We start from the raw sequence: 18,311 nt of genomic DNA, 5'->3' as shown, positions 1-18,311 counted from the left end.
TGGGTTTGTGACGGTTTTGCGACAAACCCTTGCCCCCGGGCTTCCGTCGCGGGCAGTACACGGATACCCTGCTAGGGTTTTTACCGAGTTCTGTGAGCTACATGGTCCAGAGTGAGTTTAGTGAGCCCGTCGCCGCCGTTCCGGCCGCCATGGTCACCCGCCGCTTGGTGCTGCGCCCGCCCCGGGACAGCGATCTGGATATCCTGACCGGCTTGAATGCCGATCCAGCGGTGAACCGCTTTTGCGCCGCGGCCACGCCGCACGGCCGCGCGGCCACCGAAGCCCAGCTGCAGACGTGGATCAACCATTGGCAGGCGCGCGGCTTCGGTCACTGGGCCATCGCCGAACGTGATCAGCCCGACAGCTTGATCGGCTTTGGCGGGCTCATGCACCGCAGCGTGGCCGGCCATGTGGGCCTCTATCTTTACTACCGCATCACGCCCCAGGCCTGGGGCCGCGGCCTGGCGTCCGAAATGGCGCAATACGCGTTCACGCAGGCGTTCGAGCAGCACCGCGAATCCTCCGTCGTTGCCGCCGTGCTGCCCAGCAACGCCCCCACGCGCAAGACGCTGGAGTGCCTGGGCTTGCGCCTCAAGGGCAGCCTCGCCGACGGGCCGGGCAGCGCCGCAGCTCTGCTGTACGAACTGAGCGCCAGCCGTTGGGCGACGTTGCCGCGCTGCGAGCCCGAAGCGATCGCCTTCGCGGCCTAGGGCCTGTTAACACGACGGCAACGGGTCGCGTTGTGGCCAGAAAGCCCGCGAGCAAGGCGCAGAGCGGAGCAGGGTTGGACACCCGGCGAGCATTTGCAACGCCGCGCGCGGCCTTTCTGGCCGCAACCCGAAGGGAAGGTCTGCCGCCAGGGGCCACTCGGCGTTGCGCCACTTGCCCGCACATCAGTCCGGGCGGCGTGTCGCGCCTTGATTGGCCCCTGGCGGCAGGCCTTCGCGATCCATTGCCGTCGTGTTAACAGGCCCTGTCCAGCGGCCAGACCGGCCGAGGCAGATACCGGTAGGGCAGCCGGCCCAGGTCGGACGCCAGGCTGCCCGGCGTGTCTGCGTACACGACCGCCGCCGCCATCGCATCGAATCCCGAACGGAAGTGCTGCGTCGACTTGACGACAACCAGTCGCTTGGCCGCGGGGTCGATGCCCAGTTCCGTGAAGCACGCCGGCGAGAACACCTGCTGGCGGATGCTGTTGAGCACGATCTCGATGCCCTGCGCGCGCACTGCCACGGCGGCGCCCAGCGGGTCGGTGCCACCCGGCGTCAGGCTGCGCTGCCGCGCGTCGGCGCGGCAGGCCAGCACCTCCACTTCCAGGTCCACGGGGTCGCCCGACATCGGCCCGACCTTGCCGCCGATGCGCAGCGGCAGCCGCGCGCCGACGCCGGCCGACGTCGCGATGGCCACCGCCTGCGGGTCCCAGATCATGCCGAGCGCGACCTCCTGGATGCCGCGCTCCAGCAGCGCACGCAGCACGAAGGTGCTGTCGCCCGCCGCACCGCCGCCGGCGTTGTCCGCCGTGTCGGCCAGCACGACCGGACGGCCCTGGGCCTGTTGCATGGCGGCCACCGCCTCGTCCAGCGCCAAGTGCAACGGCAGGCGGTTGGCGGCGGCGCGCTCACGCAGGCCATAGAAAGTTTCGGCGAGTTCGCCAAGCAGCTGCGTGGCGGCCTTGGCCGCGGCCGGCGTGTCCTGTGACAGCACCAGCACAGCCGCACTCGTGTGCGGCGTGTCCGACCACGGAAAGCCGTGCAGCGCTGACACCGACAGCACGCCCGGCACCGTCTGTTCGCTGGCCTGCAGCTGTTGCACGAAGTCGCGCATCGGCGGCTGCGTCGTGCCGAAGATGCCCAGCATGGGCACGCGACGCCATTGCGCACGGACCGCCAGCTCGCCGCGCGCCATCGCGCCGAGCATCGCGTGCAGCTCCTCGCCGCGGGCGGCGTAGTCGATGTGCGGGTACTCCTTGCATGCCACCAGCACGGCGCCTGACTCGACCATCGACGGGCTCAGGTTGCAGTGCAAGTCCAGCAGCGCGCCCAGCGGCACGCGCGGCCCGACCAGCTCGCGCACGCGCACCAGCAGGTCACCCTCGCAGTCGGGGTAGCCCTCAGCCAGCATGGCGCCGTGCAGCACCAGCAGCACGGCGTCGACCGCGCCCAGGCTGAGGGTTGCCTGCAGGTCGGCCAGCAATTCGTCGCGCAGCCGCTCGTAGTCGGCGCGCGACAGCGGCCCGGATGGCTGCGCCTCGGCGTACAGCCCCGGCAGCAGCGTGTCGCCCTGGCGCGCCGCGGCGGCGATGACACCGACCAGGTTGGGCTGGGCCACCAGCTGCTGCAGCGCGCGAGCATCGCTGCGGTGGATCAGCACGCCGTCGCGGAAGGACTGCACGCTGGTCGGCAGTGGCGAGAAGCTGCTGGTCTCGTGCACCAGCCCGCCGAGGAAGAGTCTCATGTCGCGCCTGCTTCAATAGTTCTGGTTGAAGCCAATCAGGTGGTGGTACAGCGCCACGACCAGCAGGACGGCGAAGGCCAGCAGCCAGACGATGGCGAGCGCCTTGCCCCATTTGTCGCCGACCTTCAACGCGCTGCGAGCATGCAGGCCTGCCACGATCAGGCCGCCGATGACCGACCCGGCCAGCGTCAGCTGCGCGATGGGCAGCAGCAGCGACGCATCGCCCAGGCTTTCCAGCAGCGCCACGACCCAGCCCCACAGGCCCAGTGCCACCAAGGCCAGCACGCTGGCGCCGCGCACCCACGTCACTTGCTTGGGCGGTGCGACAGCCACGTGGTGACGGCGGCGCAGCACCGCGGCGACCGGCCACAACAGCGCCGTCAACAGCAGCGTGACGATGGCCAGGCCCGCCAGCACCAGCACCGTCGGGCTGGCCATGAAGGGCACCGGCTCGAAGATGAAGGCGAAGACGAAGGGCTCCAGTCCCCAGTGCTTGACCTTGCCGTTCTCCACCGCGGCCTGCAGCCGGCGTTTGCCATGCTCCTCCTCCCACAGATAGGGCTTCACTTCACGGTAGGTGCTGCGTGCGCCGGCCAGGTCAATGCTCAGGCGGCCGTCCTCCAGCGCCTGTACCTTCAGCGGGCTCAGTAGCTGCAGCACCGACAGCCAGGTCGAGTCCTCGCGGCGCGTGTTGCGGTAGGCGCCGGCCATCTGCTGCGCATGCTGCTTGGCCGTGGCCTCGTCCACTTCGGGCTTGGTGGCCGGGCGGGCATCGGGCAAATAGCGATCGGCGAAGGCCTCGAACAGCTTGTCGCGCAACCAGGCGCCCTGGCGCTCGTGCCCGGCTCCATTGACCGACACATACAGGCCGATGCCGTCGTCCACGAACAGGAGCAGGTCGCTGTGGAAGAGCACCGTGTCGCCACCATGCGCCAGCACGCGGCGGCCGTTGATGTTCTGTTCGTAGAAGCCCAGGCCGATGCCCGAGAGTGCAGGCAGCGGCCGCGTCAGCTGGCCGAACATCTGCTTGACCGTTTCGGGCTTGAGGATCTGCGCCCCGCCCAGCTGGCCCTGCTGCAGCATGGCCAGCATGAAGCGGCCCATGTCGCTGCCTGGCGCCGACATGCTGCCGGCCGGCGGCATGCTGATGATCTCGAAGCCCTTGGGCTTCTCGTCCCAGGTCATGTAGCCCTGCGACATCTGCGGCTCTAGCGCCGGCGGCAGCGGCTGGCGGAAGGTGGACTGCTTCATGCCCAGCGGTCCAAAAACCTGCTGGTCCATGTAGTCGTCGAAGGACTTGCCGCTGGCGCGCTGCACGATGTAGCCGGCCAGCGCGGTGGCGTAGTTGGAGTAGCCGGGCGTCGTGCCGGGGTCGTAGACGTACGGCGGGATATAGCCCTTGAGCACCTTGCCGAGGTCAGGCGTGGCGGGCGTGTAGGTCAGTAGGTCCCGCGCCGTCTCTTCGAAGCCGGTCGTGTGCGTCAGCACGTGGCGCAGCGTCAGCGCCTTGCCGTTGCGGCCCGGGATCGTGAAGTCGAGGTACTTGTTCAGGTCCGCGTCCAGGTCCAGCTTGCCCTGCTCGACGAGCTGCATGACGGCCGTCCACGTGAACAGCTTGGACACCGAGCCGGGGCGGAACAACGTCTTCTGCGGGTCGACGGGCAGGTGCTTGTCCCAGTCGGCATAGCCATAACCCTTCTGCAGCAGCGGCTGGCCGTCCTTGACGAGGACGACCACGGCGCCCGGCACGCGCGCGGTGCGCAGCGCCGTGGGCATCAAGCCGTCGATGAAGGCTTCGGCATCGGCGGCGGTCAACGCGACGCCCGCCTTGGGCGTCGGCTTGGCCGTGGTGGCATCGGGCGCAGTGACCGCGGCCGGTGGCGTCAGGGCGGGCGCGGGCCCGGTCTGGGCCCAAGCGGGCGCCGCCACGGCCAGCGCCAGGGCCAGCGCATGCAGGCGGGTGAGCAGGGTCTTCATGCGGGTTCCCGGGTCAGAAATTGAAGGTCAGGTTGGCGCCCAGCGTACGCGGCGCCACGGTCGTCACGTTCAGCGGCAGGCCGAAGGCGGTCAGCGCCGTATCGGCGCCGAGGATCGCGCGCTTGTCGGTCAGGTTGCGCACGAAGGTGGCCAGCTGCCAGCGGCCCATCTCCAGCCCCCATTGCGCATCCACCAGCGTGTAGCCGGGCTGGCTGAAGTTGGGCACCGAACTGCCGGTCGAGTCGAAGCCGGCGTTGCGCTGGCCGACGCGGCGCACATTCAGGCCGGCATAGGACGGTTGGCCGGCCAGCTCGAAGGCATGGCGCACGCCCAGCGTGAAAGCCAGCTTGGCGGTGTTGGGCAGGCGCGAGCCGGCGGGGCCCAGCGCGGGCGCGTCCTCGGTCAGCTTCGGGTCGGTCCAGGCCAGGCTGCCTTCGAGGTTCCAGCGCGCATCGACCTTGTAGCGGGCGGACAGTTCCAGCCCGCGCACGCGCGCCTTGCCGGCGTTGACGACGATGGTGCTGGCACCCAGCGCCTTGGGCTGCTGCATGTCCTTCCAGAGGATGTTGAACAGCGCGGCCTCCACGTTCAGCCGCTTGTCCAGCAGGTCGGCCTTGTAGCCCAGCTCGTAGCTCCACAGCGTGTCGTGGCCGAAGGTCTTGGGCGTGTCGGGAATGACCTGGCCGTTGGCGTCGATGGCCGGCGAATTGGGGCCGCCGGGCCGGTAGCCGCTGGCGGCGCGGAAGTAGACGTTGCTCGTCTTGTCCAGGGCGTAGCGCAGCGTGGCGAGATAGGTCTTGGCCGTGTCGTTGCTGGGTGCCGACGAGTTCAGCGCGTCGTTGATGAAGACGGTGTAGACCTGATCGTTCTCCGCCACGCGGGCGCCCAGCGTCAGCGACCATGTCGAGTTCGGGTTCCAGGTCACGTCGCCGTACAAGGCGCGCTCGCGGTACTCGGAGGGCTGGCCGGTGGTCGTCAATGTCATCTCGCCGCCACCGCCGGCCGCCTGGGCCCACAGGCGCTGGCCGACGTGGCCGGTCTCCTTGGTGCGGTAGTAGCCCAGCAACCATTCGACGACACCACGCTGCGAGGTCAGGCGCAGCTCCTGCGTCTGCTTGCGCAGGCCATAGGCGTTGTTCAGCGCAACGAAGTCGAAGGCCGGGTTGTTGCCCAGCAGCGCCGTGGCGTCCTGGCCGGTAGCGCCGTCCTGGCGCTGCGTCGACGCGATGGCGTTCAAGCGCGCCCAGCCAAAGTCGTACTCGAAGTCCGCCGAGCTGAGCCGCGTCTTGAGCTGGTAGGCCTCGCCGGTGTCGAGGTGGCGCCTCAGGTCGCCATAGATCGGCGCGCCCTTGGCGGCGTCGTACTCGACGACGTTCAGGCCGTTGCGCTGGATCTCCTGCTGCGTATGGGCCAGGCCCAGCTTCATCTTGGACATGGGCTCGATCAGCACCGACACCCGCGCGCCGCGCGTGTTGCCGTCGTTGATGTGCTCGCCCGGAGCCTTGCCGACTGCGTCGATGTAGCCGCCCTCGTGGTCGTTGAAGGCCGCCACGCGCACGGCCGCCACGTCCTGGCTCAGCGGCACGTTCAACACCGCGTGCTCGGTGTGGCCCAGCGCGCCGCCGCGGGCCTGGCGCACGCCGAAGCCCAACTTGCCGGAGAACTGCGAGCTGTCAGGCTCGTTTGTCACGTACTTCAGCAGCCCGCCCATCGCGCCGGCGCCGTACAGCGTGCCCTGCGGGCCGCGCAGCACCTCGATGTGGCGCAGGTCCAGCAGCGACAGGTCCAGCGCGGTGTTGGCACCGCCGACGAAGGCGCTGCTGGAGCCGAATGCCACTTCGTCGACATACATGCCGACGGTGGCGATCTGCTGCTCGCCGACGCTGACGCCGCGCATCGTCACGGCGCCGCGCCCCGGGCCGCCGGAGGTCTTCACGTCCACGCCGGGCAGGCCGCCCACATAGTCGGCCAGCGACGCCGAACCGCCGCGCTCCATCGCCTCGGCGCCCAGCGTTTCGACGCGCAGCGGCACGTCTCGCACCGGCTCCCGACGGCGCGTGGCTGTGACGGTCACGACATCGAGCTTCTCGACATCGCGCTCGGCCCGGGTGTCGGCGGCCGGCGCGGCGGACTGCGCCCACAGCGGCGACGCGCACAGCGCCGCAAGGCCGGGCACGAGCAGGGCCGCAAGCCGGTGACGCCGGAAGTGCTGGTGGCACGGGAGGCGTTCGAGCGGCGCGCCGAGAGGAGCAAAGCGGGTGGACCGGCTCATGGCATCTCCTGAGTCAGAGGTTTGGGTTGTTTGATGAATGAAGTTTCCATTTTGGAAAAATCTTTCCCATTGGTGTAAACCTTAGATGTAATGACAAGCCGGTCTAGGGGCAAGCGAGAGGGCGGCCCTCTGCAGGCCGTGACCTAAGATCGAATCGCACTTCCCCCAGCGAAATGGCCACTTCCCCCATCACTCCCGGCGAACACATCCGCGGCATCCGCAAGCGGCTCGGCCTGACCTTGAGCCAGGTGGGCGAGCGCACCGGCCTGGCGGTTTCAACGTTGTCCAAATTGGAAAAAGGCAATGTCTCGCTGTCCTACGACAAGCTGATGCTGCTGAGCCGCGGCCTCGGCGTGGACATGGCCGAACTGCTGCACGACACCCAGGGCGCCCGCCCCGCGCCCAGCGGCGGCGGCCGGCGCGTGGTGCACCGCGCGGGCGAGGGGCAGGTGGTCGACACGCAGAGCTACAAGCAGACGTACCTCGCGTCCGAGCTGCTCAACAAGCGCTTCACGCCGCTGATCGCCGAGGTGCGGGCGCGCACGCTGGAGGAGTTCAAGGCGGAGTTCGGCGACCTGATCCGCCACCCGGGCGAGGAGTTCGCCTTCGTCATCGAGGGCGAAGTCGCCTTCCACTCCGAGCTGTATGCGCCCGTCACGCTGAAGCCTGGCGACTCCATCTTCTTCGACAGCGAGATGGGCCACGCCTACCTGAAGGCGTCCGAAGGTACCTGCCGGCTGGTCGCGACCTGCGCGCCGCGCAATGGCCAGGACGAGATGACCCAGCACTTCGTCGAGGCCTCGCAGCGCCTGGCCGCGCCGGCGACAAAGCCCGCGGCCCCCGCCAAGGCGGCGCGGGCCTTCAAGCCGCAGCCCAAGGCCAAGCCCAGGGTTACGCCGCGTTAGCCATCGGGGCCTCGACGCGGCGCAGAAGCGGCCGCAGCGCGAACAGCGCCAGCGCGGCGGCCCCGGTGATGCCGGCCAGCAGCGCGAAGAAGCCCGCAGCGCCCAGCGGAGCCATGTAGCGCCCCACCACGCCCGACAGCAGGTTGCCGCCGAAGGAGGCCAGGAACCAGGCCGCGATGATGGTCGCGCCCATGCCGGCGGGCGCAAGGCGCGCGAACAGGCCCAGCCCCACCGGCAGGATGTACAGCTCCGCCAGCGTGTAGACCACAAAGAAGGCGCCCACCCACGCCATGCTGACCGGCGCACTGCCATGCGAAGCGGCCAGCAGCGCAAGCATCAGATAGGCCAGCGCCACGCCGGCCGCGCCCAGGGCCATCTTGGCCAGCGACGAGGGCTCGCGCCCGCGCTGCGCCGCGCGCCGCCAGCCGGCCACGACGAAAGGTGTGAACAGGAAAACCAACAGCGGGTTGAGCGACTGCATCCAGGTGACGGGCACCGTCATGCCCCAGGCCACGCGGTCGACGCTGGTTTCGGCCCAGACGGCCAACGTGTTGCCGCTCTGCTCGTAGCCGGCGCGGAAAACGACAACCGCCAGACCCACCAGCAGCAGCGGCACGAAGGCGCCGCTCGACAGCTTGGCGGGCCGGGCGCTGGCGGGTTCTGCCGCGCGCGGCCGGTCTGGCGGCAGGTGGCGCCCACCCAGCACATAGATGGCCAGGCCGATGCACATGCCGATGCCTGCCGCGCCGAAGCCCACATGCCAGCCGTAGACCTCGCCCAGCGTGCCGCACACCAGCGGCGCCAGCAGCGCGCCGAGGTTCACGCCGACGTAGTAGATGTTGTACGAGCCGCCGCGACGCGGGTCGGCCTCGTCATAGAGGTCGCCCACCTGGCTGGGCAGGCTGGGCAGGAACAGGCCGTTGCCCAGGGCGATCAGCACCAGCGCCGGGAAGAAGGCCGACTCGAAAGCCAGCGTGAAATGCCCGAGTGCCATCAACGCGCCGCCGATGAGGATGGCGCGGCGCCGGCCCAGCCAACGGTCTGCGATGTAGCCGCCGAAGATGGGTGTGAGGTAGACGCCGCCCGCGTAGGCGCCGTAGATCAGCGATGCATCGGCTTGCGCGAACTGCAGGTGCCGGATCATGTAATAGATCAACAGCGCCTTCATGCCGAAGAAGGAAAACTTCTCCCACATCTCGGTCAGGAAGAGCACCACCAGGCCGCGCGGCTGGCCGAACCACTGGGCCGTCGGGCGGGAATGCGATGCGGGGTGCAGGGAAGCGTCCACGGGGTTCTCCTCAGGGCTGCGCCAGGCGGTAGATTTCAGCGTTGCTCAACATTTTTCGTGATGGTACATTTATTTTCCAAATTGGAAACTACATGCATCTACCCGTGGGTCAAGCGACAACGAAGAATGTGGACTGCATCGTCATCGGTGCGGGCATCGCGGGTGTGTCCGTGGCGGCGGCGCTGGCGGGTGAGGCGAGTGTGGCGCTGCTGGAAGCCGAGGCCCAGGCGGGCTACCACTCGACGGGCCGCTCGGCCGCGCTGTACTCGGCGCTCTATGGCAACGCGACGATCCGCGCGCTGACGCGCGCCAGCCTCGGCTACTTCAGGACGCCGTCGCAAGGCATGGTCAAGCAGGCGCTGCTGCGCGAGCGGCACACGCTCTTTCTCGTCGGCGCTGGGCAGGAGGGCCTGGTCGAGGGCTTCACGGCCGATGCCGACGTTCGCGAGCGCACCTCGGCCCTGAGCGCCGACGAGGTGCTGGCCCGGGTGCCCTTGCTGCAGCGCGAGCGCATTGCCGGCGCGCTGCTGGACGCAACTTCCGCCGACATCGACGTCGACCTGCTGCATCAGGGCTTCCTGCGCCAGGCACGCGCCGCAGGGGCTCAGCTGCACCTGGGTGCCGGGCTGCAGGCGCTGGAGCGCGAGGGCGACGGCTGGCTGGCCCACACGGCCACCGGCAGCTTCCGCGCCGGCATCGTCATCAATGCGGCGGGCGCCTGGGCCGATGACGTCGCCGCACTCGCGGGCCTGGCGCCGGTGCCGCTGCAGCCGCTGCGCCGAACCGCCGTGCTGATTGACCTGCCGGACGGCGTGGACGCCTCACAGTGGCCGGCGGTCGTTGCCATCGACGAGAGCCAGTACTTCAAGCCCGATGCCGGCTTGCTGCTGATCTCGGCGGCCGACGAAACGCCCAGCCCGCCGTGCGATGCGCAGCCCGAAGAGCTGGATATCGCCATCGCTGTCGACCGCTTCGAGACATTGACCGGCCAGTCCGTGCGCCGCGTGCGCCACAGCTGGGCAGGGCTTCGCGTGTTCAGCCCCGACCGCTCACCCGTCGTGGGCTTCGATGTAGCAGCGCCGGGCTTCTTCTGGTGCGCCGGCCAGGGCGGCTACGGCATCCAGACCTCGCCGGCCCTCGGCCGCGCCGCCGCCGCGCTGACGCTCGCCCGCGCGCTGCCGCAGGACCTGGCCGACATGGGCATCTCCGCGCAAGACCTGTCCCCGCAACGTTTCAGGGCAATGCGGGGAAGCGCCTGAGGCCCTGCAGGTCGAGCACCCGCAAACCGCCGTACTCGATGCGGATCAGGCGTGCGTCGCTCAAGCGGTGCAGCGCCTGGTTGACGCGCTGGCGTGACAGGCCGACGAGGTAGCCCAGCTCCTCCTGCGTGATGCGCAGCCAGCTGCCCACGCCTGGGTAGAGCGTCGGGTGGAAGAGGGCGGCCAGGTTGCGGGCCACGCGCATGTCGGGGTCATGGATGCGGTCGGTCTCGCGCGCAGCGATGAACTGGCCGAGCCGCTCGTTGAGCTGATTCAGCACGAAGCGGTTGAAGGCAATGCTGCCGTCCAGCAGCGCGTGGAAGCTGTCGACAGGCAAGCCGGCTACGGCGCTGGGCCGCAGGGCCTGGATGTTGTAGCGGTAGACCTCGCGCTTGAGCAGCGTGCCCTCGCCGAACCAGCCGCCCGGCGGGATGCCGGTGAAGGTGACGGCCTGGCCCAGCGAGTCGTCGTTGTTCATCTTCAACAGGCCGTCGACGACGCCGAACCAGAAGGTCGCCGGCCGGCCGATGCGGCACAGGCGTTCACCCGGCTCGGCGTCGGCCACCTCCAGCGTGCTGACGGCCAGTTCGCGCTGACCGCCTTCGAGCAGCTTGAGCCAGGGAATGGCATCGAGTTCAGCCGGCGTCGGCCGGCGCGCGCGTTGGCGCAAAGGCAGTGGTGCGTCGGCCATGCGGGAAAGTCTGGGCCGTGAAGACCCGTAAATTGTCGTCGCACCGACAGATGGGCGTCAAAGTCCTGCTCAGAATGGGGCGCACAGACAGGGGCTCCAGCCCTTGCAACGGAGACAGGCTTGACGGCGACTTTTCCTCGGCTCTTGCTCGACCATGCCGCTCGACGGCCCGGCGCGCCCGCATTGCGCGAGAAGGCCTATGGCGTGTGGCAGACGCTGAGCTGGGCGCAGCTGGCGGCGCTGGTGCAGGAGCTGGCAATGGGCTTGGCGGCAGCCGGCCTGAAGCGCGGTGACCACATCGTCATCGTCGGCGAGAACCGGCCGCGCCTCTACGCCGGCATGCTGGCCGCGCAATGCCTGGGTGCCGTGCCGGTGCCGCTCTACCAGGACGCCGTGGCGGGCGAGTTCGTCTTCCCGATCAACAACGCCGAGATTGCCTTTGCCGTGGTCGAAGATCAGGAGCAGGTCGACAAGATGCTGGAGCTGCGCGAGCAGTGCCCGCAGCTGACGCGCATCTGGTTCGACGACCCGCGCGGCCTGCGCAACTACGACGAGCCAGGTCTTGCGTCGCTGGATGCGCTGATCGAGCAGGGCCGCGCGGCGCAAGGCCAGCGGCCCGACTTCTTCGCGGCCGAGGTCGCGGCTGGTCAGCCTGGCGATGTGGCCGCGCTGTTCTTCACCTCGGGCACGACGGGTAATCCCAAGGGTGTCATCCACACGCATGCGACGCTGATCGACCGCGCCCAGGCCGGGCAGCGCTTTGACAGGCTGACCTCCGAGGAAGAGGTGCTGGCTTATCTGCCGCCGGCATGGATCGGCCAGAACATCTTCAGCTTTGCGCAGTGGCTGGCCTGCGGCTATGTCGTCAACTGCCCGGAGTCGGCATCCACCGTCAGCATCGACCTGAAGGAGGTCGGCCCGACCTATTACTTCGCGCCGCCACGTGTTTTCGAGGGCCTGCTGACGACGGTCATGATCCGCATGGAGGACGCCTCGGCGCCCAAGCGCTGGTTGTTCGAACGCTGCATGACGCTGGCCCGCCGCGTCGGCCCGAGGCGGATGGACAGGCAACCCGTCGGTTTGCTGGATCGGCTGGCCTACGCGCTCGGTGACCTGGTGATCTACGGCCCGCTGCGCAACACGCTGGGCTTCTCGCGGGTGCGCGTCGCTTACACGGCCGGCGAGGCCATCGGGCCGGACCTGTTCAGCTTCTACCGCGCCATTGGCATCAACTTGAAGCAGCTCTACGGCTCAACGGAAACCGCCGTCTTCGTCTGCCTGCAGCCCGACCACGAGGCGCGCGCCGACACGGTGGGCGTGCCCATCGACGGCGTGGAGATCAAGCTGACCGACAGCGGCGAACTGCTGGTGCGCTCGCCCGGCCTGCTCAAGGGCTATTACAAGAACGAGGCCGCGACGGCCGAGGCGCTGACAACGGACGGCTGGTTCCACACCGGCGACGCTGGCTTCCTGACGCCCGGTGGGCACCTGAAGATCATCGACCGCGCCAAGGATGTAGGGCGGCTCTCGGGCGGCGCCTTCGGCGGCGCGATGTTTGCGCCCAAGTACGTCGAGAACAAGCTGAAGTTCTTCCCGCACATCAAGGAGGCGGTGTGCTTTGGTGATGGGCGTGACAAGGTTTGCGCCTTCATCAATATCGACTTCGAAGCCGTCGGCAACTGGGCCGAGCGCCGCAACCTTGCTTATGCCGGCTACACCGACCTGGCGCAGCGCAAAGAGGTCTATGAACTGATCCTGGACTGCGTGGAAAAGGTCAATGCCGACCTGGCGCAGGAGGCCTTGCTGGCTGGCAGCCAGGTCAGCCGCTTCCTCGTGCTGCACAAGGAACTGGACGCTGATGACGGCGAGCTGACACGCACTCGCAAGGTCAGGCGCGGTGCGATTGCCGAGAAGTACGGCGTCCTGATCGAGGCCCTCTATGCGGGCAAGGTCTCGCAGTACATCGAGACGCAAGTGAAGTTCGAGGACGGCCGCACGTCGATGGTCGCGGCGGACCTGCGCATCGCCGAGGCGCGCACCTTCCCGGCTGTCGAAGGGCAGGCGGCATGAAGAAAATCGGCGACGTCGTCCTCGACGTGAAGAACATATCGCTGGCCTTCGGCGGCGTGAAGGCGCTGACCGACATCAGCTTCGATGTGCGCGAGCACGAGGTGCGCGCCATCATCGGCCCTAACGGCGCGGGCAAGAGTTCGATGCTGAACTGCATCAACGGCGTCTACCAGCCGCAGCACGGTGCAATCACGCTGCGCGGCAAGACCTTCAAGGGCATGAGCCCGCGCCAGGTCGCCGAGATGGGCGTGGCGCGCACTTTCCAGAACCTGGCGCTTTTCAAGGGCATGAGCGTGCTGGACAACATCATGACGGGCCGCAACCTGCGCATGAAGCGCGGCCTGTTCTGGCAGGCCCTGCATGTCGGCCCCGCGCGACGCGAGGAGAGCGAGCAGCGCGAGGCGGTTGAACGCATCATCGATTTCCTGGAGATCCAGGCTTACCGCAAGACGCCGGTCGGCCGCCTGCCCTACGGCCTGCAAAAGCGCGTCGACCTCGGCCGCGCGCTGGCAATGGAGCCGAGCCTCTTGCTGCTGGACGAACCCATGGCCGGCATGAACGTCGAAGAAAAGCAGGACATGTGCCGCTTCGTGCTGGACGTGAACGACGAGTTCGGCACGACCATCGTGCTGATCGAGCACGACATGGGCGTGGTCATGGACATCTCGGACCGCGTCGTCGTGCTGGATTACGGCAAGAAGATCGGCGACGGCGCGCCGGATGAGGTGCGGGCCAATCCCGATGTGATCGCCGCGTATCTCGGTACGTCGCATTGAGGCAATCCAAATGCAACCACAGAGGCACAGAGACACAGAGGAAATGCATAGGCCTGGGGCTGTTCTCAGCGCCTCAGTGCCTCTGTGGTTGATTTTCATCGTGCAAAGCTGACCATGGGCATGTTCCTCGAAACCCTCATCGGCGGCCTGATGTCCGGCATGCTGTATTCGCTGATCGCCCTCGGCTTCGTGCTGATCTTCAAGGCCAGCGGCGTCTTCAACTTCGCCCAGGGCGCGATGGTGTTTTTCGCGGCGCTGGCGATGGCACGCTTCTCGGAATGGATCCCGCTTTGGACGGGGCTGCAGGGCAAGGTGCTGGTCAACGTGCTGGCGTTTGCGGTGGCGCTGGCGCTGATGGTGGCGTTGGCCTGGGCCATCCAGAAGCTGGTGCTGTCGCGCCTCGTCAACCAGGAGGGCATCACGCTGCTGATGGCCACGCTGGGCATCACCTATTTCCTCGACGGTTTCGGCCAGACGCTGTTCGGCTCGGCCATCTACAAGATTGACGTCGGCATGCCCAAGGACCCGCTGTTCCTGTTGGAGCAGACCTTCCCGGGCGGCATCCTCGTCGGCCAGGAGGACCTGATCGCCACCGGCATCGCGGCGCTTCTGGTGGGCGTGCTGAGCCTGTTCTTCCAGTACACCGGCACCGGCCGCGCGCTGCGCGCCGTGGCGGACGACCACCAGGCCGCGCAGAGCATCGGCATTCCGCTGGCGCGCATCTGGGTCATCGTCTGGAGCGTGGCGGGCTTCGTCGCGCTCGTGGCTGGAATCATCTGGGGCAGCAAGCTGGGCGTGCAGTTCTCGCTGTCTCTTGTCGCTTTGAAGGCGCTGCCGGTCGTCATCCTCGGCGGGCTGACCAGCGTGCCGGGCGCCATCGTTGGCGGGCTGTTGATCGGCGTGGGAGAGAAGCTGTCGGAGGCCTATCTTGGCCCGATGCTGGGGGGCGGCATCGAGATCTGGTTCGCGTATGTGCTGGCTTTGGTGTTCTTGCTGGTGCGACCTCAAGGCTTGTTCGGGGAGAAGATCATTGATCGCGTCTAAGGCTCTTTCGTTGCGGGTGGAGGGCTGATGCTTTACCGCGAGAACGGCCAGTTCAAGACGTCCTACGCGGCGGACTCGCAGATCTTTGCGATCCGCCAGGACCGCGTCGGCATCGCGCTGCTGCTGGCCTTTGCCGTCATCGGCGTGCCGCTGCTGGCCGATGAGTACATGCTGCGCGCCATCCTGATCCCCTTCCTGATCCTGTCGCTGGCGGCCATCGGACTGAACATCCTCGTCGGCTACTGCGGCCAGATCTCGCTGGGCACGGGCGCCTTCATGGCGGTGGGTGCCTATGCGGCCTACAACTTCTTCGCCCGCGTCGACGGCATGCCGCTGATCGCGGCGCTGCTGCTGGGCGGCGTGTGCGCGACGGTGGTGGGCGTTTTCTTCGGCGTGCCGTCGCTGCGCATCAAGGGCCTGTACCTGGCGGTCGCGACGCTGGCGGCGCAGTTCTTCACCGACTGGGCCTTTTTGCGCATCAAGTGGTTCACGCTGGATTCGGCCTCGGGCTCGGTGAGCGTGTCCAACCTTCAGGTGCTGGGCCAGCCCATCGACACGCCGCTGCAGAAGTACCTGTTCTGCCTGGCCTTCGTCGTCGTCTTCGCGCTGATCGCCAAGAACCTGGTGCGTGGCCACATCGGGCGCTCGTGGATGGCCATGCGCGACATGGACGTGGCCGCTGCCGTCATCGGCATCCGGCCGGTGGCCGCCAAGCTCAGCGCTTTTGCGGTCAGCAGCTTCATCGTCGGCGTGGCGGGCGGGCTGTGGGGCTTTGTCTACCTGGGCTCCTGGGAGCCAGCAGCCTTCAGCATCGACCGCAGCTTTCAGCTGCTCTTCATGGTCATCATCGGCGGCCTGGGTTCCATCATGGGCGCCTTCTTCGGCGCCGCCTTCATCGTCGTGCTGCCGATTGCGCTGGCGCAGCTGCTGCCGGTGCTGGGCGGGCTCGTCGGCCTGCAGGTCGACACCGCCATGGTCAGCCATGTCGAGTTCATGATCTTCGGCGCGCTGATCGTGTTCTTCCTCATCGTCGAGCCGCATGGCTTGGCCAAGCTCTGGTCCACGGGCAAAGAGAAGCTGCGTCTCTGGCCCTTCCCTCACTAAGCAGCACATCACGGAGACAACGATGAAGTTCAAGGCACTCGCACTCACGCTGGCCGCACTCGCCTCGGCCGGCTCCGCATGGGCTCAAGCCAAAGAGCAGTTCTTCCCGGTGCTGGTCTATCGCACCGGCGCGTACGGCCCCAACGGCGCGCCCTGGGCCAATGGCTATGTGGACTACCTCAAGCTCGTCAACGCCCAGGGCGGCATGAATGGCGTGAAGATCAGCTTCGAGGAATGCGAGTTCGGCTACGCGACCGACCGCGGTGTCGAGTGCTATGAGCGCCTGAAGGGCAAGAACGGCGGGGCCACCGTCTTCCAGCCGCTGTCCACGGGCGTCACATTCGCGCTGACCGAGAAGGCGCCGGCCGACAAGATCCCGCTGATCACGGCGGGCTACGGCCGCAGCGAGAGCGCCGACGGCGGTGTCTTCAAGTGGAATTTCCCGTTGATCGGCACCTACTGGATGGGCGCCGACGTGCTGATCCAGCACTTGGGCAAGGTCAACGGCGGGCTGGATAAGCTCAAGGGCAAGAAGATCACGCTGGTCTATCACGACAGCCCCTACGGCAAGGAGCCCATCCCGATGCTGACCGAGCGGGCCAAGACGCATGGCTTCGAGCTCGCGACGATTCCCGTCACCCATCCCGGCGTTGAACAGAAGAGCGCGTGGCTGCAGATCCGCCAGAGCCGGCCGGACTACGTGCTGCTGTGGGGCTGGGGTGTCATGAACACCACCTCGCTGAAGGAAGCCCAGGCCACTGGATACCCGCGCGACAAGATGTTCGGCATCTGGTGGGCCGGTGCCGAGCCCGACGTGAAGGACGTGGCCGATGGCGCCAAGGGCTATTCGGCGCTGACGATGCAGCACGGCGTGCACCCGGACGCCAAGGTGTCGCAGGACGTCCTGAAGCTGTTGCATGCCAAGGGGCAGGGCACGGGGCCGAAGGAAGAGGTTGGCCAGGTGCTCTACATGCGCGGCCTGATCTCGGCCATGCTGGCGGTCGAAGGCGTCAAGCGCGCGCAGGAGCGCTATGGCAAGGGCAAAGTCATGACGGGCGAGCAGGTGCGCTGGGGCCTGGAGAACCTGGCGCTCGACCAGAAGAAGCTCGATGGCCTCGGCCTGGCCGGCGTCATGCGCCCGGTGTCGACCAGCTGCATCGACCACATGGGCTCGGCCTGGGCGCGGGTACAGACCTGGGACGGCGCGAAGTGGAAGTTCAGCTCCGACTGGTACCAGGCCGACGAGCAGATCATCAAGCCGATGGTGAAGCAGGCGGCCGACAAGTACGCGGCCGAGAAAAAGCTCGAGCGGCGCACACCCGCCGACTGTCAGTCGTGAGTCCAAAGCCGCTGCTCGATGTCAACGGCATCGAGGTCATCTACAACCACGTGATCCTGGTGCTCAAGGGCGTGAGCCTGCAGGTGCCGGAGGGTCGCGTGGTCGCGCTGCTCGGCGGCAACGGCGCCGGCAAGACGACGACGCTGCGGGCGGTGTCCAACCTGCTCGAAGGCGAGCGCGGCGAAGTGACCAAGGGCAGCATCGAGCTGCGCGGCGAGCGCATCGAGAGGCTGTCTACCTCGGCCATGGTCCAGCGCGGCGTGGTGCAGGTCATGGAGGGGCGGCACTGTTTCGCGCACCTGACCATCGAGGAGAACCTGCTGACCGGCGCCTACACGCGCAAGGACGGCAAGGCGGCGGTGCGCGACACGCTGGACAAGGTCTACAACTACTTCCCGCGCCTGAAGACGCGCCGCAGCAGCCAGGCGGCCTACACGTCGGGCGGCGAGCAGCAGATGTGCGCCATCGGCCGCGCGCTGATGGCCAACCCGAGGATGGTGCTGCTGGACGAACCGTCGATGGGTTTGGCGCCGCAGATCGTCGAGGAAGTGTTCGAGATCGTGCGCGACCTCAACCAGCGCGAGGGCGTCACCTTCCTGCTTGCCGAGCAGAACACCAACATGGCGCTGCGCTATGCCGACTACGGCTACATCTTGGAGAACGGCCGCGTCGTCATGGACGGGGCCGCCGCCGAGCTGCGCGAGAACGAGGACGTCAAGGAGTTCTATCTCGGCGTCGGCGGAGAAGGGCGGCGCAGCTTCAAGGATGTGAAGAGCTACAAGCGAAGGAAGAGGTGGCTCGCATGAGTGATGACAGCTGGGAGATGGCGCCCCCGCCTTTCAACTCGGACTCGGCGCTGCTGACGATGAAGCGCTTTGCCCGCGACCAGCGTGTGCTGGCCGAGCGTGGCGAGGGCTGGACGTTGGGCGCCGATGTGGTGCTCAAGCTGGCGGTGGACGGTGCGACGGTGAAGGTCCAGCTTGCCAAGCGCCCGGCGCGCACGCCCGAGTGGGACACGTTCACACTGAAGTCGGCCACCGAGCTGCGCAAGGTCCAGGACGAGGTCAAACGGCGCCTCGTGCGTTGGAAGGACGAAGAGTGAGTGGCGCGGATTTCTACGACGCGCTGGAGG

Annotated in this window: 15 protein-coding genes; 10 read left to right on the top strand and 5 right to left on the bottom strand. The window is 67.6% G+C overall.

Annotated elements, in window-relative coordinates; genetic code table 11:
- Nucleotides 1–149 precede the first annotated feature (149 nt).
- Entirely contained in the window at nt 150–710 is a 561-nt protein-coding gene (locus ASC81_RS22125; protein ID WP_056914158.1) for a GNAT family N-acetyltransferase, read from the top strand.
- Nucleotides 711–963: 253 nt separating this feature from the next.
- Here ASC81_RS22125 and ASC81_RS22120 read toward each other — a convergent pair whose 3' ends face one another.
- From ASC81_RS22120 to ASC81_RS22110, 3 genes are read right to left on the bottom strand one after another with little or no spacing between them, the layout of a single operon-like run.
- The gene (locus tag ASC81_RS22120) at nt 964–2,454 is read right to left on the bottom strand and encodes a M81 family metallopeptidase (protein ID WP_056272188.1); all 1,491 of its coding nucleotides are present in this window, start codon (nt 2,452–2,454) and stop codon (nt 964–966) included.
- A 12-nt stretch (nt 2,455–2,466) separates the two neighbouring features.
- Nucleotides 2,467–4,431, bottom strand: a complete 1,965-nt coding sequence (locus ASC81_RS22115; protein WP_056272185.1) for a serine hydrolase — start codon at nt 4,429–4,431, stop codon at nt 2,467–2,469.
- A 13-nt stretch (nt 4,432–4,444) separates the two neighbouring features.
- Nucleotides 4,445–6,703 (bottom strand): TonB-dependent receptor, encoded by a 2,259-nt coding sequence (locus ASC81_RS22110; RefSeq protein WP_056272182.1) that lies wholly within the window; start codon nt 6,701–6,703, stop codon nt 4,445–4,447.
- Nucleotides 6,704–6,876: 173 nt separating this feature from the next.
- On the opposite strand from ASC81_RS22110, the gene ASC81_RS22105 reads away from it, so the two are divergent.
- A complete protein-coding gene (locus tag ASC81_RS22105; protein WP_056272180.1) occupies nt 6,877–7,608 on the top strand; it encodes a helix-turn-helix domain-containing protein in 732 nt (243 codons plus the stop codon).
- Here ASC81_RS22105 and ASC81_RS22100 read toward each other — a convergent pair.
- The gene (locus tag ASC81_RS22100) at nt 7,595–8,896 is read right to left on the bottom strand and encodes a peptide MFS transporter (protein ID WP_200946949.1); all 1,302 of its coding nucleotides are present in this window, start codon (nt 8,894–8,896) and stop codon (nt 7,595–7,597) included. The two genes, ASC81_RS22105 and ASC81_RS22100, sit on opposite strands and share 14 nt — an antisense overlap.
- A 92-nt stretch (nt 8,897–8,988) precedes the next feature.
- Between ASC81_RS22100 and ASC81_RS22095 the strand changes: the two genes are divergently transcribed.
- Nucleotides 8,989–10,155, top strand: a complete 1,167-nt coding sequence (locus ASC81_RS22095; protein ID WP_056272177.1) for an FAD-binding oxidoreductase — start codon at nt 8,989–8,991, stop codon at nt 10,153–10,155.
- Here the strand turns inward: ASC81_RS22095 and ASC81_RS22090 are convergent.
- Nucleotides 10,130–10,846 carry a Crp/Fnr family transcriptional regulator gene (locus tag ASC81_RS22090; RefSeq protein WP_056272174.1) on the bottom strand — a complete coding sequence of 239 codons (717 nt, stop codon included), beginning with the start codon at nt 10,844–10,846 and terminating at the stop codon, nt 10,130–10,132. The genes ASC81_RS22095 and ASC81_RS22090 overlap by 26 nt on opposite strands.
- Before the next feature lie 120 nt (nt 10,847–10,966).
- Between ASC81_RS22090 and ASC81_RS22085 the strand changes: the two genes are divergently transcribed.
- The 7 genes from ASC81_RS22085 to ASC81_RS22055 all read left to right on the top strand — a co-directional run bounded on the left by ASC81_RS22085 (nt 10,967) and on the right by ASC81_RS22055 (nt 18,281).
- Nucleotides 10,967–12,916: a long-chain fatty acid--CoA ligase gene (locus tag ASC81_RS22085; protein WP_056272170.1), complete on the top strand. Its 1,950-nt coding sequence runs from the start codon at nt 10,967–10,969 to the stop codon at nt 12,914–12,916.
- Nucleotides 12,913–13,692: an ABC transporter ATP-binding protein gene (locus ASC81_RS22080; RefSeq protein WP_056272167.1), complete on the top strand. Its 780-nt coding sequence runs from the start codon at nt 12,913–12,915 to the stop codon at nt 13,690–13,692. Before ASC81_RS22085 ends, ASC81_RS22080 begins: the two co-directional genes overlap by 4 nt.
- 114 nt (nt 13,693–13,806) lie before the next feature.
- Nucleotides 13,807–14,736: a branched-chain amino acid ABC transporter permease gene (locus tag ASC81_RS22075; RefSeq protein WP_056272164.1), complete on the top strand. Its 930-nt coding sequence runs from the start codon at nt 13,807–13,809 to the stop codon at nt 14,734–14,736.
- A gap of 27 nt (nt 14,737–14,763) precedes the next feature.
- The gene (locus tag ASC81_RS22070) at nt 14,764–15,840 is read left to right on the top strand and encodes a branched-chain amino acid ABC transporter permease (RefSeq protein ID WP_056272161.1); all 1,077 of its coding nucleotides are present in this window, start codon (nt 14,764–14,766) and stop codon (nt 15,838–15,840) included.
- Between the two features lie 22 nt (nt 15,841–15,862).
- A complete protein-coding gene (locus ASC81_RS22065; RefSeq protein WP_056272160.1) occupies nt 15,863–17,179 on the top strand; it encodes an ABC transporter substrate-binding protein in 1,317 nt (438 codons plus the stop codon).
- Nucleotides 17,176–17,985 (top strand): ABC transporter ATP-binding protein, encoded by an 810-nt coding sequence (locus tag ASC81_RS22060; protein WP_369820871.1) that lies wholly within the window; start codon nt 17,176–17,178, stop codon nt 17,983–17,985. The genes ASC81_RS22065 and ASC81_RS22060 overlap by 4 nt, the downstream gene beginning before the upstream one ends.
- Entirely contained in the window at nt 17,982–18,281 is a 300-nt protein-coding gene (locus tag ASC81_RS22055; RefSeq protein ID WP_156392353.1) for a hypothetical protein, read from the top strand. The genes ASC81_RS22060 and ASC81_RS22055 overlap by 4 nt, the downstream gene beginning before the upstream one ends.
- The last annotated feature ends 30 nt before the right edge of the window (nt 18,282–18,311 follow it).

Origin of the sequence: Pelomonas sp. Root405 (genome assembly GCF_001425165.1) — a bacterium.
GTDB lineage: Bacteria > Pseudomonadota > Gammaproteobacteria > Burkholderiales > Burkholderiaceae_C > Pelomonas.
This window is presented reverse-complemented; position numbering and strand designations above follow the sequence as displayed.